The sequence below is a fragment of the Streptomyces sp. NBC_00090 genome (genome assembly GCF_045160815.1).
In the GTDB taxonomy this organism is placed as follows: Bacteria; Actinomycetota; Actinomycetes; order Streptomycetales; family Streptomycetaceae; genus Streptomyces.
The window spans coordinates 4,914,117-4,932,776 of the sequence record NZ_CP108224.1 but is presented as its reverse complement, the minus strand read 5'-3'; the positions used below and the strand labels follow the sequence as shown (position 1 = coordinate 4,932,776).

Here is an 18,660-nt window from a genome sequence, read left to right as displayed (position 1 = left end):
GGCCTTCGGGCGTACGGGGCGCCTATCGTTCCCCGTATGCACACCTATCCGACGCAGGCCGTGGTCCTGGCGGGCGGCCAGGGCTCGCGGCTGCGCCCCTACACCGACGACCGCCCCAAGCCGATGGTCGAGATCCCGGGCACCGGGACCCCGATCATCGGCCATCAGCTCTCCTGGCTCGCCGCCGAGGGCGTGACCGACGCCGTCGTCTCCTGCGGCCACCTCGCCGAGGTCCTCCAGGAGTGGCTCGAAAGCGCCGACCTCCCCCTCAAGGTGACCACGGTCGTCGAGTCCGAGCCCCTGGGCCGCGGTGGCGGCCTCAAGTACGCCGCCGCGCATCTGCCCGCGCCGGACCGGTCCTGGTACGCGACCAACGGCGACATCTGGACCCGCTTCTCGCTGCGCGAGATGGCCGCGTTCCACGACGAGCGGGACGCCGTCGCGACGCTGGCCCTCGCCCGCCCCCGCATCCCCTGGGGCGCCGTCGAGACCGACACCTTCGGGCACATCACCGACTTCATCGAGTCGCCGCCGTCGCCGTACCTCATCAACGCCGGCGTGTACGTCTTCTCCGCCGCCTTCACCGAGCTCCTCCCGGACCTCGGCGACCACGAGCGGACCACCTTCCCCCGGCTGGCCCGTGAGCGGCGCCTGGCGGGCTTCCCGCTGCCCCAGGGGGCGTACTGGCGGGCCATCGACACGGCCAAGGACCTCACCGAGGCCGCCAAGGAGCTTGCCGCCCAGCGGGCCTGACCCCGGGGAGTACGAGCCCGAGTACGGGGACGGGAACTCGTGCACGTACGAGGAGGGCGGCGCCGCTTCCGTGCGGTGCCGCCCTCCTCGTACGTGTCGCGCCCCTCGGCCTCAGCCCAGCAGGCCGCCGATCGGGTTCCGCGCGCCGCCCGTCGTCGAGCCGCTCTCCGTCGGGGTGCTGCCGCCCGTCGAGCCCGTGGACCCGGTCGAGCCGCCGCTCGACGTGCCGCCGGTGCTCGTCGGGGCGTCGCTGGTGGACGGCGGGGGCGCCGGCTTCGACTGCGTCGGCGGGCGGCTGGTGGTGGAGCCGGTGCTGCTGCCCTGCGTGGCCGTCGGGCGCTGCTCCTGCGTACGGGTCGACTCCTGGGTCGTCTCGGTCGGCCGGGTCGCCTCCTCGGTCTCCTTGCGCTCCGCGGCGGCCTCGGTCGTCGCGGAGGTCGCGGCGGGCTCGGGCTCGCTGGAGGCGCTCCTGGACGGGGCGCGGCGCGGCGGCTCGGTGGGGAGCGGCCGGCCGGGGAGGTGGTTGATCGGGTCGTCGTTGGGGCCGGGGACGGTGACCATCTCGGTGGAGCGGACGGCGCCGCCGAGGACGGAGCCGATGAGGAGGGTGAGGCCGACGACGACGGAGGCGAGGAGGGTGCTGCGGCGGGTGACGCGGCGGCGGAGGTCCCAGAGGTCGGCGCGGGGGCCGAGGGTGCGCCAGGCTTCTCCGGCGAGGCGGCCGTCGAGGGAGTAGACGGGGGCGCCGGCGATGATCAGCGGGGACCAGGCGGCCAGGTAGATGATGTCGGCGGAGTCGTAGACCGGGACGGTCTTCCAGCTGACGGTGAGGATCAGCGCGGCGGAGAGCAGGGCGCCGACGACGGCGGCCACGCGCTGCCAGAGTCCGAGGACGGTGAGGACGCCGACGACGACCTGGAGGAAGGCGACGGTGAGTCCGGCGCCGACGGGGTGCTGGAGTGCGAAGTCGCGGAGCGGTTCGGCGAGGGCCCACGGGTGGAGCGAGTTGAGCCACTTCACCATGGAGCCGCGTTCGCCGCCGTCGAAGTAGACGGGGTCGCAGAGCTTGCCCATGCCCGCGTAGATGGAGATGAAGCCGAGGAAGACGCGGAGCGGGAGGAGGACGACGCCGAGGTTCATCCGGCGGCCGGGGTAGTAGGCGTGCCGGACGGAGTCGTGCGCCTGGCGCCGGCCCGCGCGGCCTTCGGCGGTGCCGCCCTCGTACGGTCCGGGGGTCTCCGGCCGGAGCTCGTACACGTCGTCGTACGCGCCCTCGGCGCGGCGCATCGGCGGCAGCAGCGGTCCGGCGGCCTCGGCGGGCACGACGGGGGTGGGCATGGTGTCGTCGACGCGCGGGATGGCCTGGGTGGCGCCCGCGTCGAGGCCACCGTGGCCGTCGTTTCCGCCGAGCGCTCCACCATGTGCGGCGCGTCCGGCGTGTCCCACGGACGGTTCGAGCGTGGAGACGGAGGATTCGCGTACGGCCTGGAGGAGGCCGGTCGCCCCCGGTGCGGACTTTCCGGTCCACACGACGGGGCGACGGCGCGGGGCACCCGCCCCCGCCACGGCTCCCGCTCCGGCTGCCGCGCCCGCTCCGGAGAAGGCGGCGACGCGCGGGCCTCCGGCGAACGCCGGCGTCTGGACGGGCGCGAGCCGCACACGGAAGCTGGCGTGGTTCACGATCACCTGGGCGGGATCGGAATCCACCTTGACCATGCTCAGCGAGGGCTGATCGTCGAACCCCGGCCGGGGCGTTCTGGTGTCCACACTCATCTAACCGAGTGATCTGGGTTTAGGACACTGCCTTGACAGCTCGCAAATGTCCGAGACCCGTCAAGATCAACGACGCCGGGGAGGCGGCGCCCGGAGGAACGTTTGTTCGCTGGCGGGCCGTCAGTTTACTTTGAGGGCCGCGTGATGCGAGTCGAGGGGAGCGACAGCATGGCCAGCCCTATTCAGCACGGCCCGGACGGTCACACCGATCCGGCGACTCCGGAACAGGTCCCGCGGCAGCGGGACCTGGAACCGGCGAGGCCGACGAGAGCGGATCCGGAACCGGCGGGACAGGCTCCGGGACCAGCGGGACCGGCTCCGGGACCGGCTCCGCAGCCGGTGCGGCGGGACAACCAGCTCGTCTTCTCGGACCTGACCCATTACCCGGTCATGGCCCAGGCCCTCGACAACAAGTGGCTCCCGACGGAGCTGGCCGAGGGCCGGCAGGAGACGAACGCTCCGAGGAAGGCGCCCGGAGCCGTCGCCGCCGCCTCCGCCGAGCTGCGCCGCTCACTCGTCAACAGCGGGACCCTGGTGGTCAACCGGGCCTTCTTCGTCAACAACGAGGCCCTGTACGCGAACTTCGTCCCGCAGGCGGAGCCGGCCGACCGCAAGGCGTTCGCGCAGCTCCTGAACGACCGTGCGATCGTCCCGTACCTGCTCAGGGAGCGGGACGGCACCGAGGACTTCGCCTTCGCGCACGACGTGGTCGCCGGGCGTGCCTGGCGGCGGCTGATCACGGAGGAGTCCGACCCGGGTCTCGTGCGTCTGGACTGGGACGAGGAGGCGAACCGGGCGGTCACCGAGCGCATGGGCCGGCGCTTCACCCGGCAGCTGCCCGGGCTGAAGTGGCTGAACCCCCAGGAGCTCGCGAACGACCTCGGGATTCCGGTGGAGCTGGCCACCTCCATGGGCAGCGGCATCCTGCAGTCCATCCTCACCTGGGCGGGCTCCCAGGACCACACGGCCAACATCACCCGAGACGCGGTCTACCAGGAGTTCCTCACGCGCCCTGGCACCGATCCTCACCTCGGCCTGCTGCGGGACGGCGCCGAGATCGTGCCGACGAAGCAGCTGATCGACCTCATGTACAACGTGGGGCTGCCCGATGCGAGCGGGCTCGTCGCACTGACGCCGCCGGGCTCGCCCCCGCGCCGCACGCTCCAGGAAGACGTCTCGCCCCGGACGCAGGACCCGGAGGCGGTCGGCCTGCTGATCCGGAACCTGGTCGCCGATTCCCTGCACCGGGCGGTCGACGGCCCCAACTCGTACGCCGGTCTGTCGCTCGCCGACATCATCACCCTGCGGGAGACCGGCGAGTGGAACGCGTACGTGGCATCGCTGGACGCGTTCCTCCACGACAGCTTCCGGGGCGGACGCATCCCGGATCCGGACGAGTTCTCGGAGCGCACGGCCACGATCGCCCGGGACCACGCCCGCATGCTGAGGACGGCGCGCCGGGCCAGCCGCTCGGGCCAGGGCTTCGCCCGGGAGATCACCACGATGCTGGTGCTCGAGTCGGGTGGGGTGGCGCTCCAGATCGCGAGCGGCGAGGAGGTGTCCCTGATCTCGGGCACGGTGCAGATGCTGACGGCGGTGGGCGGGGCGCTGAGCGTCCGCCTGGAGTTCTGGGACAAGGCCGCCCGGAACCGGCGCTCCGGCCTCGGACACTCGCTGACATTGCCGACGCTCCGGCTGGGCAACCTGAAGAAGGACTGGGAGACCATCCTGGCCGTGTACGGCGGTCCCGTCGTCGAGACCGGGCAGGCTCCCCGTCAGGGTGGTCAGGCCGACCAGCAGGCCCGGAACAGCTAGCGGCAAGCACGTGTCCGGCGCGCCCGCAGGATCCGAAGGGGAAAGACCATGAACGGGGACCCGGTGCGGCGGTACGACCTGCTGCGCGGCGAGCGGCCGGAGTTGTTCCGCAACGAGCCGGGCGGGATCGAGATCCTGACGGACCCGGCCTCCGTCGAGGCCGCCGGCGGGGTGGTGTACCAGGACCCGTACATGCTGCTCGTACGGGACGCGGTGCGCTTCCCCGACGGCCGTACCGGTACGTACATCCGCTCGGTGAGCGCGGCCGGCGCCCCGGGGAGTGCGATCCTGCCGCTCCTGGGCGACCGGATCGTGCTGATCGAGCACTACCGGCATGCCACGCGGTCCTGGCACTGGGAGATCCCCCGCGGCTTCGGCACGGCGGGGCTCACGGGCGAGGCGAACGCGGCCAAGGAGCTGGAGGAGGAGATCGGGGCGCGGGTCCGGGAACTGCTCCCGCTCGGTTCCCTGCACCCCGATTCGGGGCTGACCGGCGACCGGGTGCTGCTGTTCGCGGCCCGGATCGACTCGGTGGGGAGCCTTGAGGTCGCCGAGGGCATCCGCGGCGTGCTGACGCTGCCGTTCGCGGAGGCCGAGTCCATGATCGCCGACGGGCGGATCACGGACGGTTTCACCATCGCCGCCATGACCCGCGCCCGCCTGGCAGGCCTGACGGCCTGAGGCGGGCGCGGGGTACAGCGGGTCGGCTGACGCCGTGGGGCGTTACGCCATGCGGCGGCGGGCCGCCTCGTACAGCACGACACCGGCGGCGACACCGGCGTTGAGCGACTCGGCGCCGCCCGGCATCGGGATGCGGACGAGGAAGTCGCAGGTCTCGCCGACCAGGCGGGACAGGCCCTTGCCCTCGGAGCCGACGACGATGACGACCGGGCCGCCCAGCTCCTCCAGCTCGTGGACGTCTCGGTCACCGTCGGCGGCGAGGCCGACGACCGTGACACCGGCCTTCTGGTACTGCTCCAGGCAGCGCGTCAGGTTGGTGGCGCGGGCGACCGGGGTACGGGCGGCGGTGCCGGCCGAGGTCTTCCACGCACCGGCGGTCATGCCGGCGGCGCGCCGCTCGGGCACGACCACACCGTGACCGCCGAAGGCCGCGACGGAGCGGACGACGGCGCCGAGGTTGCGCGGGTCGGTGATGCCGTCGAGGGCGACGATCAGCGGGTCCTCGTGGTGGTCGTACGCGGTCGCGGCGAGGTCCTCGGGGTGCGCGTACTCGTACGGCGGGACCTGGAGGACGAGGCCCTGGTGGTTCAGGCCGTTCGTCATCCGGTCGAGCTCGGGGCGCGGCGCCTCCATGATGTGGATGTTGCCGCGGCCGGTGGCGAGGTTCAGGGCCTCGCGCACGCGCTCGTCGTTGTCGATGAACTGCTGCACGTACAGGGTCGTGGCGGGCACCCCGTCGCGCAGGGCCTCGAAGACCGGGTTGCGGCCGACGACCATCTCGGACGTCCCCTTGCCGCCGCGGCGCGCGACGGGCTTGCGCTTGGCCGCCTGCCGGGCCATCGCGTTGGTGACGCGGAACGCCTTGTGGCCCTTGCGGTTCTCGGCCTTGGGCGTCGGGCCCTTGCCTTCGAGGCCCTTGCGCCGCTGGCCACCGCTGCCGACCGTCGCACCCTTCTTGTTGGACGTGCGACGGTTCCTGCGCTGGCTGTTCCCGGCCATGACTACCTGTTTCCTCTGCTGCGTACGTGCGTGAGCGCGTAAGTCTGTAACTGAAGTGTGCCGCCCGGTCGTCCGAGCGGCACGTCTTCTAACGGTTGCCCAGCGTCCAGCGGGGGCCGTCGGGGCTGTCCTCGATGGCGAGGCCGGACTGGCTCAGCTGATCGCGGATCGCGTCCGCGGTCGCCCAGTCCTTCCGCTCGCGGGCCGACTCGCGCTGCTGGAGCACGAGCCGTACGAGGGTGTCGACGACGCCGTGGAGCTCTTCGCCGCCACCGGACTCCTCGGCCCAGTGCGGGTCGAGCGGGTCCAGGCCGAGGACGCCGAGCATGGCGCGGACCTCGGCGAGGCGGGCGATGGCCTCGTCCTTGTCGTCCGCGGCGAGGGCGCTGTTGCCCTGGCGGACGGTGGTGTGGATGATCGCGAGCGCGTGCGGCACGCCCAGGTCGTCGTCCATGGCCTCGGCGAAGGCCGGCGGCACCTCGGCGGCGGGGGCGACGGGCGCCCCGGCCTTCTCGGTGGCGCGCTGGACGAAGCCCTCGATACGGGCGAACGCCGACTCGGCCTCGCGCAGGGACTCCTCGCTGTACTCGATCATCGAGCGGTAGTGCGGGGTGCCCAGGTAGTAGCGGAGGACGATGGGACGCCAGTTCTTGACCATCTCCGACACCAGCACGCTGTTGCCGAGCGACTTCGACATCTTCTCGCCGGCCATGGTGACCCAGGCGTTGTGCACCCAGTACCGCGCGAAGTCGTCGCCGAAGGCCTTGGCCTGGGCGATCTCGTTCTCGTGGTGCGGGAAGATCAGGTCGAGGCCGCCGCCGTGGATGTCGAAGGCGGAGCCCAGGTACTTGTGGGCCATGGCCGAGCACTCCAGGTGCCAGCCGGGACGGCCGCGGCCCCACGGGGTCTCCCAGTCGGGCTCGCCCGGCTTGGTCGCCTTCCACATCGCGAAGTCGCGCGGGTCGCGCTTGCCGGTGATGCCGTCCTCGCTGGGCTGCCGGAGGTCGTCGATGTCCTGGTTCGACAGCTCCAGGTAGCCCGGGAACGAGCGCACGTCGAAGTAGACGCTGCCGTCGGCCTCGTACGCGTGACCGCGCTCGATGAGGCCGCGCATCATCTCGATCATCTCGGGGACGTGCCCGGTGGCGCGGGGCTCGTAGGTGGGCGGCAGGCAGCCGAGCGCGTCGTAACCGGCGTTGAACGCGCGCTCGTTCTCGTACCCGATCGACCACCAGGCGCGGCCCTGGTCCGCGCCCTTGGCGATGATCTTGTCGTCGATGTCGGTGACGTTGCGGATGAACGTGACGTCGTAGCCGCGGTACGCGAACCAGCGGCGCATGATGTCGAAGTTCAGCCCCGACCGGATGTGGCCGATGTGCGGGGCGGCCTGCACGGTCGCGCCACAGAGGTAGATCGAGACACAGCCCGGTGTGATCGGGGTGAAGTCACGGATCTGCCGGGCGCTGGTGTCGTACAGGCGAATAGTCACCACTCCAGGGTAGTGGGCGTGTGGTAGTGCCCCGCGACCTATTCCCGGTCGCGGAGGCCGTTTTTCACCGGTACCGGTGCTTACCCGGCCCGAGACCGGCGCCTACCTGCCGTCCACCGGGTAGACGAGGGCGGTCGCGAGGGCGGCGAGACCTTCGGCACGGCCGGTGAGTCCGAGCCCGTCGGTGGTCGTTCCGGAGACGGAGACGGGTGCGCCGGCCGCCTCGCTGAGCGCCTTCTGCGCCTCGTCTCGGCGCTTGCCGATCTTGGGGCGGACGCCGACGACCTGTACGGCGATGTTGCCGATCTCGTACCCCTCGGCACGGACGATCCGGGCGGCCTCGGCGAGGAGGGTGACGCCGGAGGCGCCGGACCACTCGGGGCGCGAGGTGCCGAAGTGGGCGCCGAGGTCGCCGACGCCGGCGGCGGAGAAGAGGGCGTCGCAGGCGGCGTGGGCGGCGACGTCACCGTCGGAGTGCCCGGCGAGGCCGTACCCGTCGCTGTCGGAGCCCTCCCAGAGGAGGCCCGCGCACCAGAGCTCGCGGCCCTTCTCGAAGGCGTGGACGTCCGTGCCGATGCCGGTACGGGGAAGATGCAGCGGCTCAGAAGCCATCGTTGGCCCTCCTGCGGGCGAGTACGGCCTCGGCGAGGACGAGGTCGAGCGGACGGGTCACCTTGAACGCCTCCTCGTGGCCGGGCACGACGACGACGGGCGCGCCGAGCCTCTCGACCATGCCGGCGTCGTCGGTGGCGCCCTCGCCGGTGAGGGCGATGGTGGCGTGGGCGTTGACCAGGGTGTCGTGGTCGAAGCCCTGCGGCGTCTGGACGGCGCGGAGGCGGGAGCGGACCGGCGTGGCGACGACCTGCTCGGGGTCGCCGGGCTTCTCGGCCGGCTCGACCTCCTTGACGGTGTCCGCGACGGGCAGCGCGGGAACGACGGCGACGGCCCCGTCCCGTACGGCCTCGATGACGGCGTCCACGGTGTCGACGGGGACCAGGGGGCGGGCCGCGTCGTGGACGAGGACGGTGGTGATGCCCTCGGGCAGCGCCTGAAGCCCGAGGTGCACGGACTCCTGACGCGTCTCGCCGCCGGGGACGACGAGGTAGTCCGTCCGCTCGGGGAGGGCATGGGCGTCGAGGAGGTTCTTGACCTCGGCGGCGCCGTCGGGGGGTGCGACCACGACGACGAGCGAGACCGCGCGGGAGGCGGCCATGGCGCGGACGGCGTGGATGAGCATGGGGGTGCCGCTCAGCGCGCGCAGCGCCTTGGGGGCGCCCGGGCCGAGGCGTACGCCCCGTCCGGCCGCCGGGATCACCACAGCGGTACGAGGAGGACGCGCTTCGTCTGACATCGGTTGCACTCCGGCAGGTTTGTTTCCGCGGCCGACATGGGTATGGCCTCACCGTGCCGGACGCGACGCCTTGACCGGGCCCTTTCCGTGACGACGGTCGAGGCGTTGCCGCGTAAGCACAGGGGTTCGAACGTACTGGTGCGTACTAGGGGGTGCGGGTTTCTTCAGCGGTGCACACAGGCTCGTCGGCCGTGTGCGTGCGGTCGCGCGTACGCTCCGCATACGTACGCGAACATGCCGCAGCGCCCGACGACAGCGCTGTGTGGTTCACAGCGCGCCAGCGGGCACCGCGGCATCGCTTCACTTGGAGACACGCTCATGACGAATCGTTCGAAACGAACCGTCCAGAAAGATCGGAACGGTTCGCTCGGAACGATTCAGAGCGCGCTCGCTCAGGACGCGAGGACCTCGTCGAGGAGAGCCTCGGCCTTGTCCTCGTTCGTGTTCTCCGCGAGGGCCAGCTCGCTCACCAGGATCTGCCGAGCCTTGGCAAGCATCCGCTTCTCACCTGCGGAGAGCCCGCGCTCGCGCTCCCGGCGCCACAGGTCGCGGACTACTTCGGCGACCTTGATGACATCGCCGGAGGCGAGCTTCTCGAGATTTGCCTTGTAGCGACGAGACCAGTTCGTCGGCTCTTCGGCGTACGGCGCGCGCAGCACCTCGAAGACCCGGTCCAGCCCGTCCTGACCGACTACGTCGCGAACTCCGACGAACTCCGCATTGTCCGCCGGTACGCGAACCGTCAGGTCACCCTGCGCGACCTTGAGCACCAAGTAGGTCTTGTCCACGCCTTTGATCTGGCGAGTTTCGATGGCCTCGATCAGCGCGGCCCCGTGATGGGGATAGACCACGGTGTCGCCAACCTTGAACGTCATGTGACAGGTACCCCTTCCGTGGCTATCCAGGGTAACACGGATACGGCTTCTTCTGAATGGCGTTTTCGCAGGTCAGAGCATATCTCGGGGCTTGACAACAGCATCACGAACGTGCTGCGGAGGGCTTCCGGAAGGCGGTATTCGCAGGTCGGAGCGGCTGTACGGACGGAGAGAAACGCGCACGTTACACCTACCTGGACCCCCTCCACAGTGGGCCGATGTCCCGGTTTGTCGGGTTCGGAGCGGCCTTCTCCACGTACTCCGTTCGAGGATCGGTCACCCGTACGGATGCATGCCGAGGTGATTCCCGAATTGATCAGGCCGACGGCGGTGCGGGATTTCCCGGGGCGGGCTCCGGGGAATGCGGGGCGGCCACCGAATTGATCAAGGCGCTTATGTGAACAACAGGTCAATGAGTCGTGTTCCAGCCATGCCGACTCGATCGAGACGGTGGGCGGGGCGCGCCCGAAGGTCACACGGACGGTCACCGTGGCGGTCGCCGCGATGGCCGGCTCGACGGTCGGCTCGACGGTCACTCCGGCTCCACCCGGAAGGTCGCCGGTGGGTCCCTCCGGGGCCGGCCCGGAGGTCATCCGGGGACCACCCCGGAGGTCATGCCGGGGCCACCCCGGAAGGTCATGCCGGGGCCACCCCCGGAAGGGCGAGGCCGGTTAGGGGCGGGTCGGGTGCGGGACGGAGAGTGCGGCTCGGTAACCTAAGCGCGCTGACGCACCTTTAGCTGGTCCTTAGTACCCAGCCCCCAGTGCCCAGTCCTCAGTACCCGGTCCTCAGTCCTCAAGCCTGTCCGTTCGTCCTAGGAGATGCCGCCGCCGTGAGCCGCAGCCTTCGACGCGGCGCCCTCGCCGCCACTGCCATCGTGTTCTCGATCGCCGCGCTGTCCGCCTGTGCTGCGGGCAACGACGCGCAGACGCTCGGCGTCCGGCCCGACAACGCGGCCGTCACCGTGGACGACGTCAAGATCCAGAACGCGCTCGTCATCACTCAGCCCCACCAGGGCGTGAAGGGTCCGGCCGTCGTCTCGGCCACCGTCTTCAACAACGCCAGCACGTCGCAGACCCTCGACGCGATCACCCTCCCGGGCACGACCGCGACGGTGAAGCTGGCGGCGGCCGAGGGCACCGGCCCGATCACCATCCCGGCGCTCGGCTCCGTCGTGATCGGCGGCGCGGGCAACGCCAGCGCTGTCATCGAGAACGGCACCGAGGCCACCAAGACGGGCGACGCGCAGGAGCTCGTCTTCAAGCTCAGCAAGACCGGCGACGTGGGCCTTGCCGCCTTCGTCGTCCCGGCGTCGAGCTACTTCAAGGACTTCGGCCCGTCGATCGTCCCGGCGCCCCCGGAGGCCACTCCGACGGCCTCGGCGTCGGCCGAGGGCGAGCACGGCGGCGAAGGCACGGCCGAGCACGGCGCCGAGCCCTCGGGCGAGGCGACGACCGCCGGTCACTGACCGCGGCCGGAACACACGTGAAGGGGCGCCCCCACTCGGGGGCGCCCCTTCACGCGTACCGCGTGCTGTTCACGGCTCACGCCTTACGGCTCGTGGCTCACTCATGGCTCATGGCTCACGGCCCACGGCCCACGGCCCACGGCCTACGGCTCGAACTTGTAGCCCAGGCCGCGGACCGTCACCAGGTAGCGCGGCGCGCCCGGGTCCGGCTCGATCTTGGCGCGGAGGCGCTTCACGTGGACGTCGAGGGTCTTGGTGTCGCCGACGTAGTCCGCGCCCCAGACCCGGTCGATGAGCTGCATACGGGTCAGCACACGGCCCGCGTTGCGCAGCAGCATCTCCAGGAGGTCGAACTCCTTCAGCGGCAGGTCGACCTTGCCGCCCGAGACCGTCACCACGTGGCGGTCGACGTCCATGCGGACCGGGCCGGCCTCCAGGGCCGCCGGCGTGACCTCCTCCGGCTCGCCGCGGCGGCGGAGCACCGCGCGGATGCGGGCTACCAGCTCCCGCGAGGAGAAGGGCTTCGTCACGTAGTCGTCGGCTCCTATTTCCAGGCCGACGACCTTGTCGATCTCGCTGTCCTTGGCGGTCACCATGATCACCGGGACGTTCGAGCGGCCGCGCAGCTGGCGGCACACCTCGGTACCGGGCAGCCCCGGAAGCATCAGGTCGAGGAGAACGAGGTCGGCTCCGTTGCGCTCGAACTCGTCGAGACCGTCGGGCCCGGTCGCCGCCACGGCGACCTCGAAGCCCTCCTTGCGGAGCATGTACGACAGGGCGTCGCTGAAGGATTCCTCATCCTCGACGACAAGCACTCGGGTCACGGAAGGACCTCCGGGGCGGGGAGCGGTTCGGTCATGAGATCTGGGGTGGGGGAGGAGACGGGTCGGCGGTCCCGTGCGGAGCCCGCCTCGGGCAGCCGCAGGGTGAAGGTGGAGCCCTGACCCTCGGTGCTCCAGACGGTGACCTCCCCGCCGTGCGAGGCGGCCACGTGCTTCACGATGGCCAGGCCGAGACCCGTACCGCCAGTGGCACGGGAGCGGGCCGGGTCGACCCTGTAGAAGCGCTCGAAGACGCGCTCCTTGTCCTTGTCGGGGATGCCGATGCCCTGGTCGGTGACGGCTATCTCGATCAGGTCGCCGCCGGGCGCGGCGATCTTGCGGGCCGCGATGCCGACGCGGGTGTGGGCGGGTGAGTAGTTGACGGCGTTCTCGACGAGGTTGCCGAGGGCCGCGGCGAGCTGGCCGCGGCTCCCCCAGACTCGCAGGTCGGCCGCTCCGCCGGAAACCATGGTGATCTGCTTGGTGGAGGCGGTGTGCCGGGAGCGGTCGATCGCCTCGGCGACGAGCTCGTCCACGGACACCGGCTCGGAGTCCTCCAGCGGATCGTCGTTCTGCACGCGGGAGAGGTCGATGAGCTCCTGTACGAGGTTGGTGAGGCGGGTCGCCTCGATCTGCATGCGGCCGGCGAAGCGGGTGACCGCCTCGGGGTCGTCCGAGGCGTCCATGACCGCCTCGGAGAGCAGGGAGAGCGCTCCGGTCGGTGTCTTGAGCTCATGGCTCACGTTGGCGACGAAGTCGCGCCGGACCGCTTCGATACGGCGGGCCTCGGTGAGGTCCTCGACCAGGAGCAGTACGAGCCGCGAGCCCAGCGGGGCGACCCGGGCGGAGACGGCGAGGGCCTCGCCGCGTCCGGTGCCGCGCCGGGCCAGGTCCAGTTCGACCTGCCGTATCTCCCCGTCGCGGCGCGTGTCGCGGGCCATGTTGAGCATGGGCTCGACCGCCAGCTTGCCGCCCCGGACCAGGCCGAGGGCGTACGCCGCCGAACTGGCCTTGACCACGGAGTCGCTCTCGTCGAGCACGACCGCGGAGGAACGCAGTACGGACAGCACGGTGTCGACGCCGGGCGGGAGCACGGCGTCGGTGTGCAGGGAGGTTCGGGTGGGCCGCGCCTGGTCGCGCTCGCTCCAGCGGAACGCCAGCATGGCGATCACGCCGGTGCACACGCCGGCGATCGCAGCCAATGCGGCAACCGCCGCGTTCACGTCCATGCCCTCAAGGTTATGCGGGGTCACGGACACTCTCCCAGCCGTCCGAGTGGCTCCTCGAACAGTCGTCGCCCAGAGTTCACCGTGGAGACGGTGGTGGTTCATTTGCCCCGACGGCCGCGGTGGCGTGAGTCGCCCAGAGTTCACCTAGGGGAAAGTGCCGGTTCATTTGAGGGGGTGGAGCCGGACGCGTAGGGGGCCGAACGTGGGAGCGTGGGGGTTCGAAGCCCCACCCGGACCCCGGAGCTTTGCGTAGAGAGGGACATCCATGCGGGACGCGTACCACGAGGAACTGGACTCGATCGGCGAGAGCCTGGTCGAGATGGCCCGACTCGTCGGGTCGGCGATCGGGCGCGCCACCACGGCGATGCTCGACGCCGACCTGAAGCTCGCGGAGAGCGTGATCGCGGCGGACCAGAAGGTCGACGACCTCCAGCACGACCTGGAGGCGCGGGCGATAGCACTGCTCGCCCGGCAGCAGCCGGTGGCGACGGATCTGCGGATCGTGGTGACCTCGCTGCGCATGAGCGCGGACCTGGAGCGCTCGGGCGACCTGGCGCAGCACGTGGCGAAGCTGGCGCGGCTGCGGTTCCCGGACACGGCGGTGCCGCGGGACCTGCACGCCACGATCCTGGAGATGGGTCAGCTGGCGCAGCGCCTGATGGCGAAGGCCGCGGAGGTCATCATCACGAAGGACGTCGACCTGGCGCTCCAGCTGGAGCAGGACGACGACGAGATGGACCTGCTGCACCGGACGCTGTTCCAGCACCTGATGGACGACCGCTGGAAGCACGGCATCGAGACGGCGGTGGACGTGACGCTGCTCGGCCGGTACTACGAGCGGTTCGCGGACCACGCGGTGTCGGTGGCGAAGCGTGTCGTGTACCTGGTGACGGGTGAGCACGCGGACGAGCTGCAGGCGGCGGACGCCCCGGTGGAAGGCGCGTAGGGATTCGTCGGCGGATCGGCGTCGTACGGGGCCTGACAGGGCAGGGCAGGGGGGCTGGACGGGCAGGTCGGGCCCGGGGCAGTGCAGGGCAGGTGCAGGACGGGCCCGGGGCGCACGGGCACCGATGCGCCGTTGATGCGCCGGTCCGAGTGGGCATGCAATGAGGGGAGGCGACGCGCGCCTCGAAAGGGAGGGACCCTCATGGCCGAATCCCCTATGACGACCGACCCCCGGCAGGAGGCCCCGAGCGGGCCGGTGCTGCTGCCCGTCCTCGGTGCCTGCGGCTGCGGCTCGGGCTGCGGCTGCGGGTGCCAGTCGGGCGGACCGTGCCAGTGCGGGGGCTGCTCGGGCTGACAGGTGAGCTGACAGGTGACAGGGGGGTGGCGGGTGCGAACCCCCACCCCTACTCCCCTACTCCCTACTCCCTGTCCCTGATCACGCCCTCGTCACGCCCTCATATGTCGAGTACGCCGACGGTCTGGGCGCCGCTGACCTCGCCGGTCGTACGGAAGCCGAGCCGGCGGTAGAACTCGCCGGGCCCGTTCTCGCCGGGCTCCCAGGTGACGTACAGCTGCCGGGCTCCGCGCCGCCGGAGCTCGTCGCGTACCGCCTCGACGGCGAAGCGCCCGTACCCCTTGCCCTGCCCCGCGGCGGCGATGTTGAGGCGCCAGAGTCCGCTGCGCCTGTCGGCGGGGTCCTTCTCCTCGTTCCACGGGATGTCGAGGAAGGCCATCAGGAAGCCGACCAGCTCCTCCCCGTCGAAGATCAGCCGCGGCCAGGCGGCCTCCCCGAAGGCGTACGCCTCGGCGAGGGAGCGCACGACGGGGGCGACGTTGTGCTCCTGATGGGGGTGGACTCGAAGGTCGAGGGCGGCGTCGACGTTCTCGGGGGTGATCTTCTCCAGGCGGAGTGACGTGCTCATGGCCTGGACGGTAACGATTCCGCGTGATCCACGCCCCCGAATATCCGTCCGGGTCACGATGGCCCCCATGACGACCTGGCTCCGCCGCGTGATCCTCATCGCCGTCACGCTCCCCGCCGTGCCCGTACTCGCCGGCTGCGGCGTCCCTTTGGCGGGAGTCGCGGGCGTCACGGTGACGGCACAGGGGGAACCGCTGGGCGTGATCATGGTGTGCCACGACCAGATCGACGCGGCGGTGCTCTACCCGGACGAACCGGTCACCGACCCGGACGCGGACGTCACGGAGGACGCCGAGGAACCGGAGTACACGGACTACTGGACATCGGCCACACCCGTCACCGGCTTCTCGACCTGGCCCCTGACCACCCCGCCCGGCTTCGACACCGCCACCAACTTCTGGACCCCCGACGCGCCCCCGCACCCCCTGAAGCCCGGTCAGCTCTACACCGTGTCGGGCGCGACGAACGACAACTCCTGGGCGACGGAAAGCCACTCCTTCACCCTGGCGGACCTGAAGAAACTCACCCCGGACCAGGTCAGTTACACGTATGGCGACGAGGTCCGCACGACGACCCTCGCCGACTTCCGTGCCCACGCCTGCGACGACTTCTGACGGGCAGACGGACCGGCGGACAGGCGGACAGGCGGACAGTGCGACGGCCCCCCGCCCGCCGGTCGACAACGGGTCAGGGGGCCGGAATTCACACCGCCGCTAGCGGAGGAAGACCACCGAGCGGAGCTTGAGGAGGTCCGTGGCGGGACGGCCGTGGGGGCGGAGGGTCCACGAGTCGCCCGTGCAGTCGGGCTCGGTGAAGACGATCGCGAACGCGTCCGTGTCGTTGTGCGGAGCGAAGGCGGGCTCGGATGCGTTCGGGTCGGCGGCCTCCGCGAGCGTGACGCACTCACCGCTCGCCGGATCGTGCAGGGTGACGGCCTGCGGATCCCCGCTCACACCGACGAACCGGTAGCCGAAGTCGCCGGTGGCGGCGTGGGCGGGCGTGGCCAGGGCGGCGGTGAGGGCAAGGGCGCCGCAAGCGGCGGCGACGGAGTGCCGGAGACGCACGAGGACTCTCGTTTCGTGAGTACGGAGGGGGTCACCGGCACATCTACCGCGCCACCCGCCCCGTATGCGCCACCCCCGAGCCGTAAGGTTTCGCCCTCACCCGTCCGGCCGACTCGTCCGGCCGAGCGGGGCGGACGAGCGCGGCGGACGAGCGCGGCGGACGAGCGGGCGGGCGAGGGGGCTGACAAGCGGGGCGGCTCACGGGGTGAAGACCTGCTCCAGCCGGTGGATCGCCCCGTCGTCACCGGTCGTGTACCGGAAGACCAGGCCCGAGTCCGGATGCGCGTCGATCCAGTCGATCAGCTCCTGCACGCCGATCCGCTGGTTCTCGGTGCTCTCGACGATCGGGGTGGTGACGGTGACGTACGCCGCCTGGTCGAGGGCCCAGCGGCTCTCCTCGCCGGTGCCGACGAAGGGGGCGCCGTCGGTGTCCTTCGCGCCGCAGCCCCAGGCCCCGTGCTGCAGGACGAGGTTGACCTTCCCGGTGCTGCCGTCGAGTTCCTCGATGCGGTACAGGGCGATCTCGTCGGGGTCGACGTCATCGGGACTCGGCGGCGCGTCGACGCAGCCGGCCGGAGCCGTCTCGGACGCGCCGGACTTCTTCCCGGTGGGCTTGGAGGTGGGCTTGGCGGTGGGCTTGACCGAAGGCTTGACGGCCGGTGCGGTGGAGGACGCGGCCGGCGGCTCGGCGGAAGGCTCGGCCGTGGGCTCCCCGGCCGGCTCGGTGGTGGACCCGGCGGCCCCGGGCGAGCCCGGCTCGACGGTCGCGGCGTCCGTGCTCGGCGCGGCGGCCCCGGCGGCGGAACCGCCCTCCTGGCAGCCGGTGAGCGCGGCGGCGAGGGCGACGGCGGCCAGCGCGAGGACGGCGGGTCTGAGGCGATCGACGTTCATCCGGGACTCCCCCTGTTCCGGGCGACCCACCGGGCCGCCCCCGACCGGAACGTAGCAACGGCCGCGCCCGCGACGCAGTACCGAGGGCCGCGATGTCACAGACCCGGTACACCGCCAGAACACCCCCAGGACACCCCGGAACACCCAGGGACGCCCGGGAACAGAGGGCCTCATGGTGCGTCAGGGATCGGTCCGGAATCGAGAGCAACTCACCCCTCTTCCGGCTCGGAGGCCGGACTACTTCTGCTTCTTCTTCGCCTGGCGCTTCTGCACCTCGTAGGAGGACCACTCGCCGCGGTGACGGCCACATCTCGACGGGGTACGTCGTAGCCGAGGAACATCCAGGGGTCGTCTGCATCCGGCTTGATCACTTCCCGAAGCCGCAGAATCTGCTCGCGGCTGATGGGAAATTCGGTACGCAGGAATTCGTCCGCCTTGCTGAACCCTTGCAGGGACCAGACGACTCCGGGTTCCTCTGGAGACATCCGCCGATCGTATCGCCGGCGTTCCCCCGCACCCTGCGGGTGTACGCCCACCTCATGCCGAGCAGCCGGGAGCGCACCCGAAAGCCGTGGCTGCCGTCTTCAGGGCGCATACGCTCCCCGTCACCGAGGAACCGAGGAACCGGGGAACCGAGGAACCGGGGGCCGTTCTCAAAGAGCCCCATCAACCATCGCGTGGACCCGTCGTCGTGCCGGCCCACGGACGGCCCCACGGCATGAAGAAGCCCCCTTCCCGCCGGGAGACCGGCAGGGAGGGGGCTCTGTCGTGGGTCAGGGCTGAAGGGTTACTTCTTGCCCTGGTTCTTCACGGCCTCGATCGCCGCCGCCGCGGCGTCCGGGTCGAGGTAGGTGCCGCCCGGGTTGAGGGGCTTGAAGTTCTCGTCGAGCTCGTAGGACAGGGGGATGCCCGTCGGGATGTTGAGGCCCGCGATGTCCGCGTCCGAGACGCCGTCCAGGTGCTTGACCAGGGCGCGGAGGCTGTTGCCGTGGGCCGCGACCAGGACCGTGCGGCCGGTCAGGAGGTCCGGGACGATCGCGTCGTACCAGTACGGGAGCATCCGGTCGACGACGTCCTTGAGGCACTCGGTCTGCGGGCGCAGCTCCGGCGGGATCGTCGCGTAGCGCGCGTCGTGCGCCTGCGAGTACTCGTTGTCGTCGGCGAGCGCCGGCGGCGGGGTGTCGTACGAGCGGCGCCACAGCATGAACTGCTCCTCGCCGAACTCGGCGAGCGTCTGGGCCTTGTCCTTGCCCTGGAGGGCGCCGTAGTGGCGCTCGTTCAGACGCCACGAGCGGTGGACCGGGATCCAGTGACGGTCCGCGGACTCCAGCGCGAGCTGCGCCGTGCGGATGGCGCGCTTCTGGAGGGAGGTGTGCAGTACGTCGGGCAGCAGGCCGGCGTCCTTGAGCAGCTCACCGCCGCGCGTCGCCTCCTTCTCGCCCTTCGCGGTGAGGTTCACGTCCACCCAACCGGTGAACAGATTCTTCTCGTTCCACTCGCTCTCGCCGTGACGGAGGAGGATCAACTTGTACGGTGCGTCGGCCATGCGTACGAGCCTAATCGACCGCCGACGATTGACGCGCG

19 protein-coding genes are annotated in these 18,660 nt (G+C 71.1%); 7 read left to right on the top strand and 12 right to left on the bottom strand.

Features of this window, described 5'->3' with window-relative positions; all coding sequences use genetic code 11:
- Positions 1-36: 36 nt before the first annotated feature.
- Entirely contained in the window at positions 37-753 is a 717-nt protein-coding gene (locus OG361_RS22050) for an NDP-sugar synthase (protein WP_405856028.1), read from the top strand.
- Positions 754-864: 111 nt separating this feature from the next.
- On the opposite strand, the gene OG361_RS22045 is transcribed toward OG361_RS22050, so the two are convergent.
- Positions 865-2,526 carry a DoxX family membrane protein gene (locus OG361_RS22045; RefSeq protein WP_405856026.1) on the bottom strand — a complete coding sequence of 554 codons (1,662 nt, stop codon included), beginning with the start codon at positions 2,524-2,526 and terminating at the stop codon, positions 865-867.
- Positions 2,527-2,694: 168 nt separating this feature from the next.
- Between OG361_RS22045 and OG361_RS22040 the strand changes: the two genes are divergently transcribed.
- Positions 2,695-4,341 (top strand): hypothetical protein, encoded by a 1,647-nt coding sequence (locus OG361_RS22040; protein ID WP_405856024.1) that lies wholly within the window; start codon positions 2,695-2,697, stop codon positions 4,339-4,341.
- 48 nt (positions 4,342-4,389) lie between these two features.
- On the top strand, positions 4,390-5,022 hold the full coding sequence (locus OG361_RS22035; protein WP_405856022.1) for an NUDIX hydrolase: 633 nt from the start codon (positions 4,390-4,392) through the stop codon (positions 5,020-5,022).
- Between the two features lie 42 nt (positions 5,023-5,064).
- Here OG361_RS22035 and rlmB read toward each other — a convergent pair whose 3' ends face one another.
- The 5 genes from rlmB to OG361_RS22010 form a co-directional block, all read right to left on the bottom strand.
- Positions 5,065-6,021, bottom strand: a complete 957-nt coding sequence (gene rlmB, locus OG361_RS22030; protein ID WP_405856020.1) for a 23S rRNA (guanosine(2251)-2'-O)-methyltransferase RlmB — start codon at positions 6,019-6,021, stop codon at positions 5,065-5,067.
- Between the two features lie 88 nt (positions 6,022-6,109).
- On the bottom strand, positions 6,110-7,510 hold the full coding sequence (cysS, locus tag OG361_RS22025) for a cysteine--tRNA ligase (RefSeq protein ID WP_405856018.1): 1,401 nt from the start codon (positions 7,508-7,510) through the stop codon (positions 6,110-6,112).
- Positions 7,511-7,612: 102 nt separating this feature from the next.
- Positions 7,613-8,122 (bottom strand): 2-C-methyl-D-erythritol 2,4-cyclodiphosphate synthase, encoded by a 510-nt coding sequence (gene ispF, locus OG361_RS22020; RefSeq protein WP_384569880.1) that lies wholly within the window; start codon positions 8,120-8,122, stop codon positions 7,613-7,615.
- Entirely contained in the window at positions 8,112-8,861 is a 750-nt protein-coding gene (gene ispD, locus OG361_RS22015) for a 2-C-methyl-D-erythritol 4-phosphate cytidylyltransferase (protein WP_405856016.1), read from the bottom strand. Before ispD ends, ispF begins: the two co-directional genes overlap by 11 nt.
- Positions 8,862-9,253: 392 nt before the next feature.
- The gene (locus tag OG361_RS22010; RefSeq protein ID WP_003953493.1) at positions 9,254-9,736 is read right to left on the bottom strand and encodes a CarD family transcriptional regulator; all 483 of its coding nucleotides are present in this window, start codon (positions 9,734-9,736) and stop codon (positions 9,254-9,256) included.
- Between the two features lie 832 nt (positions 9,737-10,568).
- On the opposite strand from OG361_RS22010, the gene OG361_RS22005 reads away from it, so the two are divergent.
- Positions 10,569-11,204 (top strand): DUF461 domain-containing protein, encoded by a 636-nt coding sequence (locus OG361_RS22005; protein WP_405856014.1) that lies wholly within the window; start codon positions 10,569-10,571, stop codon positions 11,202-11,204.
- A 143-nt stretch (positions 11,205-11,347) separates the two neighbouring features.
- Here OG361_RS22005 and OG361_RS22000 read toward each other — a convergent pair whose 3' ends face one another.
- A complete protein-coding gene (locus tag OG361_RS22000) occupies positions 11,348-12,028 on the bottom strand; it encodes a response regulator transcription factor (protein WP_017242433.1) in 681 nt (226 codons plus the stop codon).
- Positions 12,025-13,254 (bottom strand): sensor histidine kinase, encoded by a 1,230-nt coding sequence (locus OG361_RS21995; RefSeq protein WP_405856011.1) that lies wholly within the window; start codon positions 13,252-13,254, stop codon positions 12,025-12,027. The genes OG361_RS22000 and OG361_RS21995 overlap by 4 nt, the downstream gene beginning before the upstream one ends.
- Positions 13,255-13,519: 265 nt before the next feature.
- Here OG361_RS21995 and phoU point away from each other — a divergent pair, with 265 nt between their 5' ends.
- Together phoU and OG361_RS21985 are read left to right on the top strand one after the other, a co-directional pair.
- On the top strand, positions 13,520-14,200 hold the full coding sequence (phoU, locus tag OG361_RS21990) for a phosphate signaling complex protein PhoU (protein ID WP_033203724.1): 681 nt from the start codon (positions 13,520-13,522) through the stop codon (positions 14,198-14,200).
- Between the two features lie 201 nt (positions 14,201-14,401).
- A complete protein-coding gene (locus tag OG361_RS21985) occupies positions 14,402-14,554 on the top strand; it encodes a hypothetical protein (RefSeq protein ID WP_384569892.1) in 153 nt (50 codons plus the stop codon).
- Between the two features lie 100 nt (positions 14,555-14,654).
- On the opposite strand, the gene OG361_RS21980 is transcribed toward OG361_RS21985, so the two are convergent.
- Positions 14,655-15,122: a GNAT family N-acetyltransferase gene (locus OG361_RS21980; protein ID WP_405856009.1), complete on the bottom strand. Its 468-nt coding sequence runs from the start codon at positions 15,120-15,122 to the stop codon at positions 14,655-14,657.
- Positions 15,123-15,189: 67 nt separating this feature from the next.
- Here OG361_RS21980 and OG361_RS21975 point away from each other — a divergent pair, with 67 nt between their 5' ends.
- Positions 15,190-15,735, top strand: coding sequence for a hypothetical protein (locus OG361_RS21975; RefSeq protein WP_405856007.1), 546 nt, complete (start codon positions 15,190-15,192; stop codon positions 15,733-15,735).
- A gap of 99 nt (positions 15,736-15,834) precedes the next feature.
- Here the strand turns inward: OG361_RS21975 and OG361_RS21970 are convergent, their stop codons facing one another.
- The 3 genes from OG361_RS21970 to OG361_RS21960 form a co-directional block, all read right to left on the bottom strand.
- Complete coding sequence (locus OG361_RS21970) at positions 15,835-16,185, bottom strand: hypothetical protein (RefSeq protein WP_405856005.1); 351 nt, start codon at positions 16,183-16,185, stop codon at positions 15,835-15,837.
- 198 nt (positions 16,186-16,383) lie between these two features.
- A complete protein-coding gene (locus tag OG361_RS21965) occupies positions 16,384-17,076 on the bottom strand; it encodes a hypothetical protein (RefSeq protein WP_405856003.1) in 693 nt (230 codons plus the stop codon).
- A 787-nt stretch (positions 17,077-17,863) separates the two neighbouring features.
- Complete coding sequence (locus OG361_RS21960) at positions 17,864-18,622, bottom strand: phosphoglyceromutase (RefSeq protein WP_405856001.1); 759 nt, start codon at positions 18,620-18,622, stop codon at positions 17,864-17,866.
- Between the last annotated feature and the right edge of the window lie 38 nt (positions 18,623-18,660).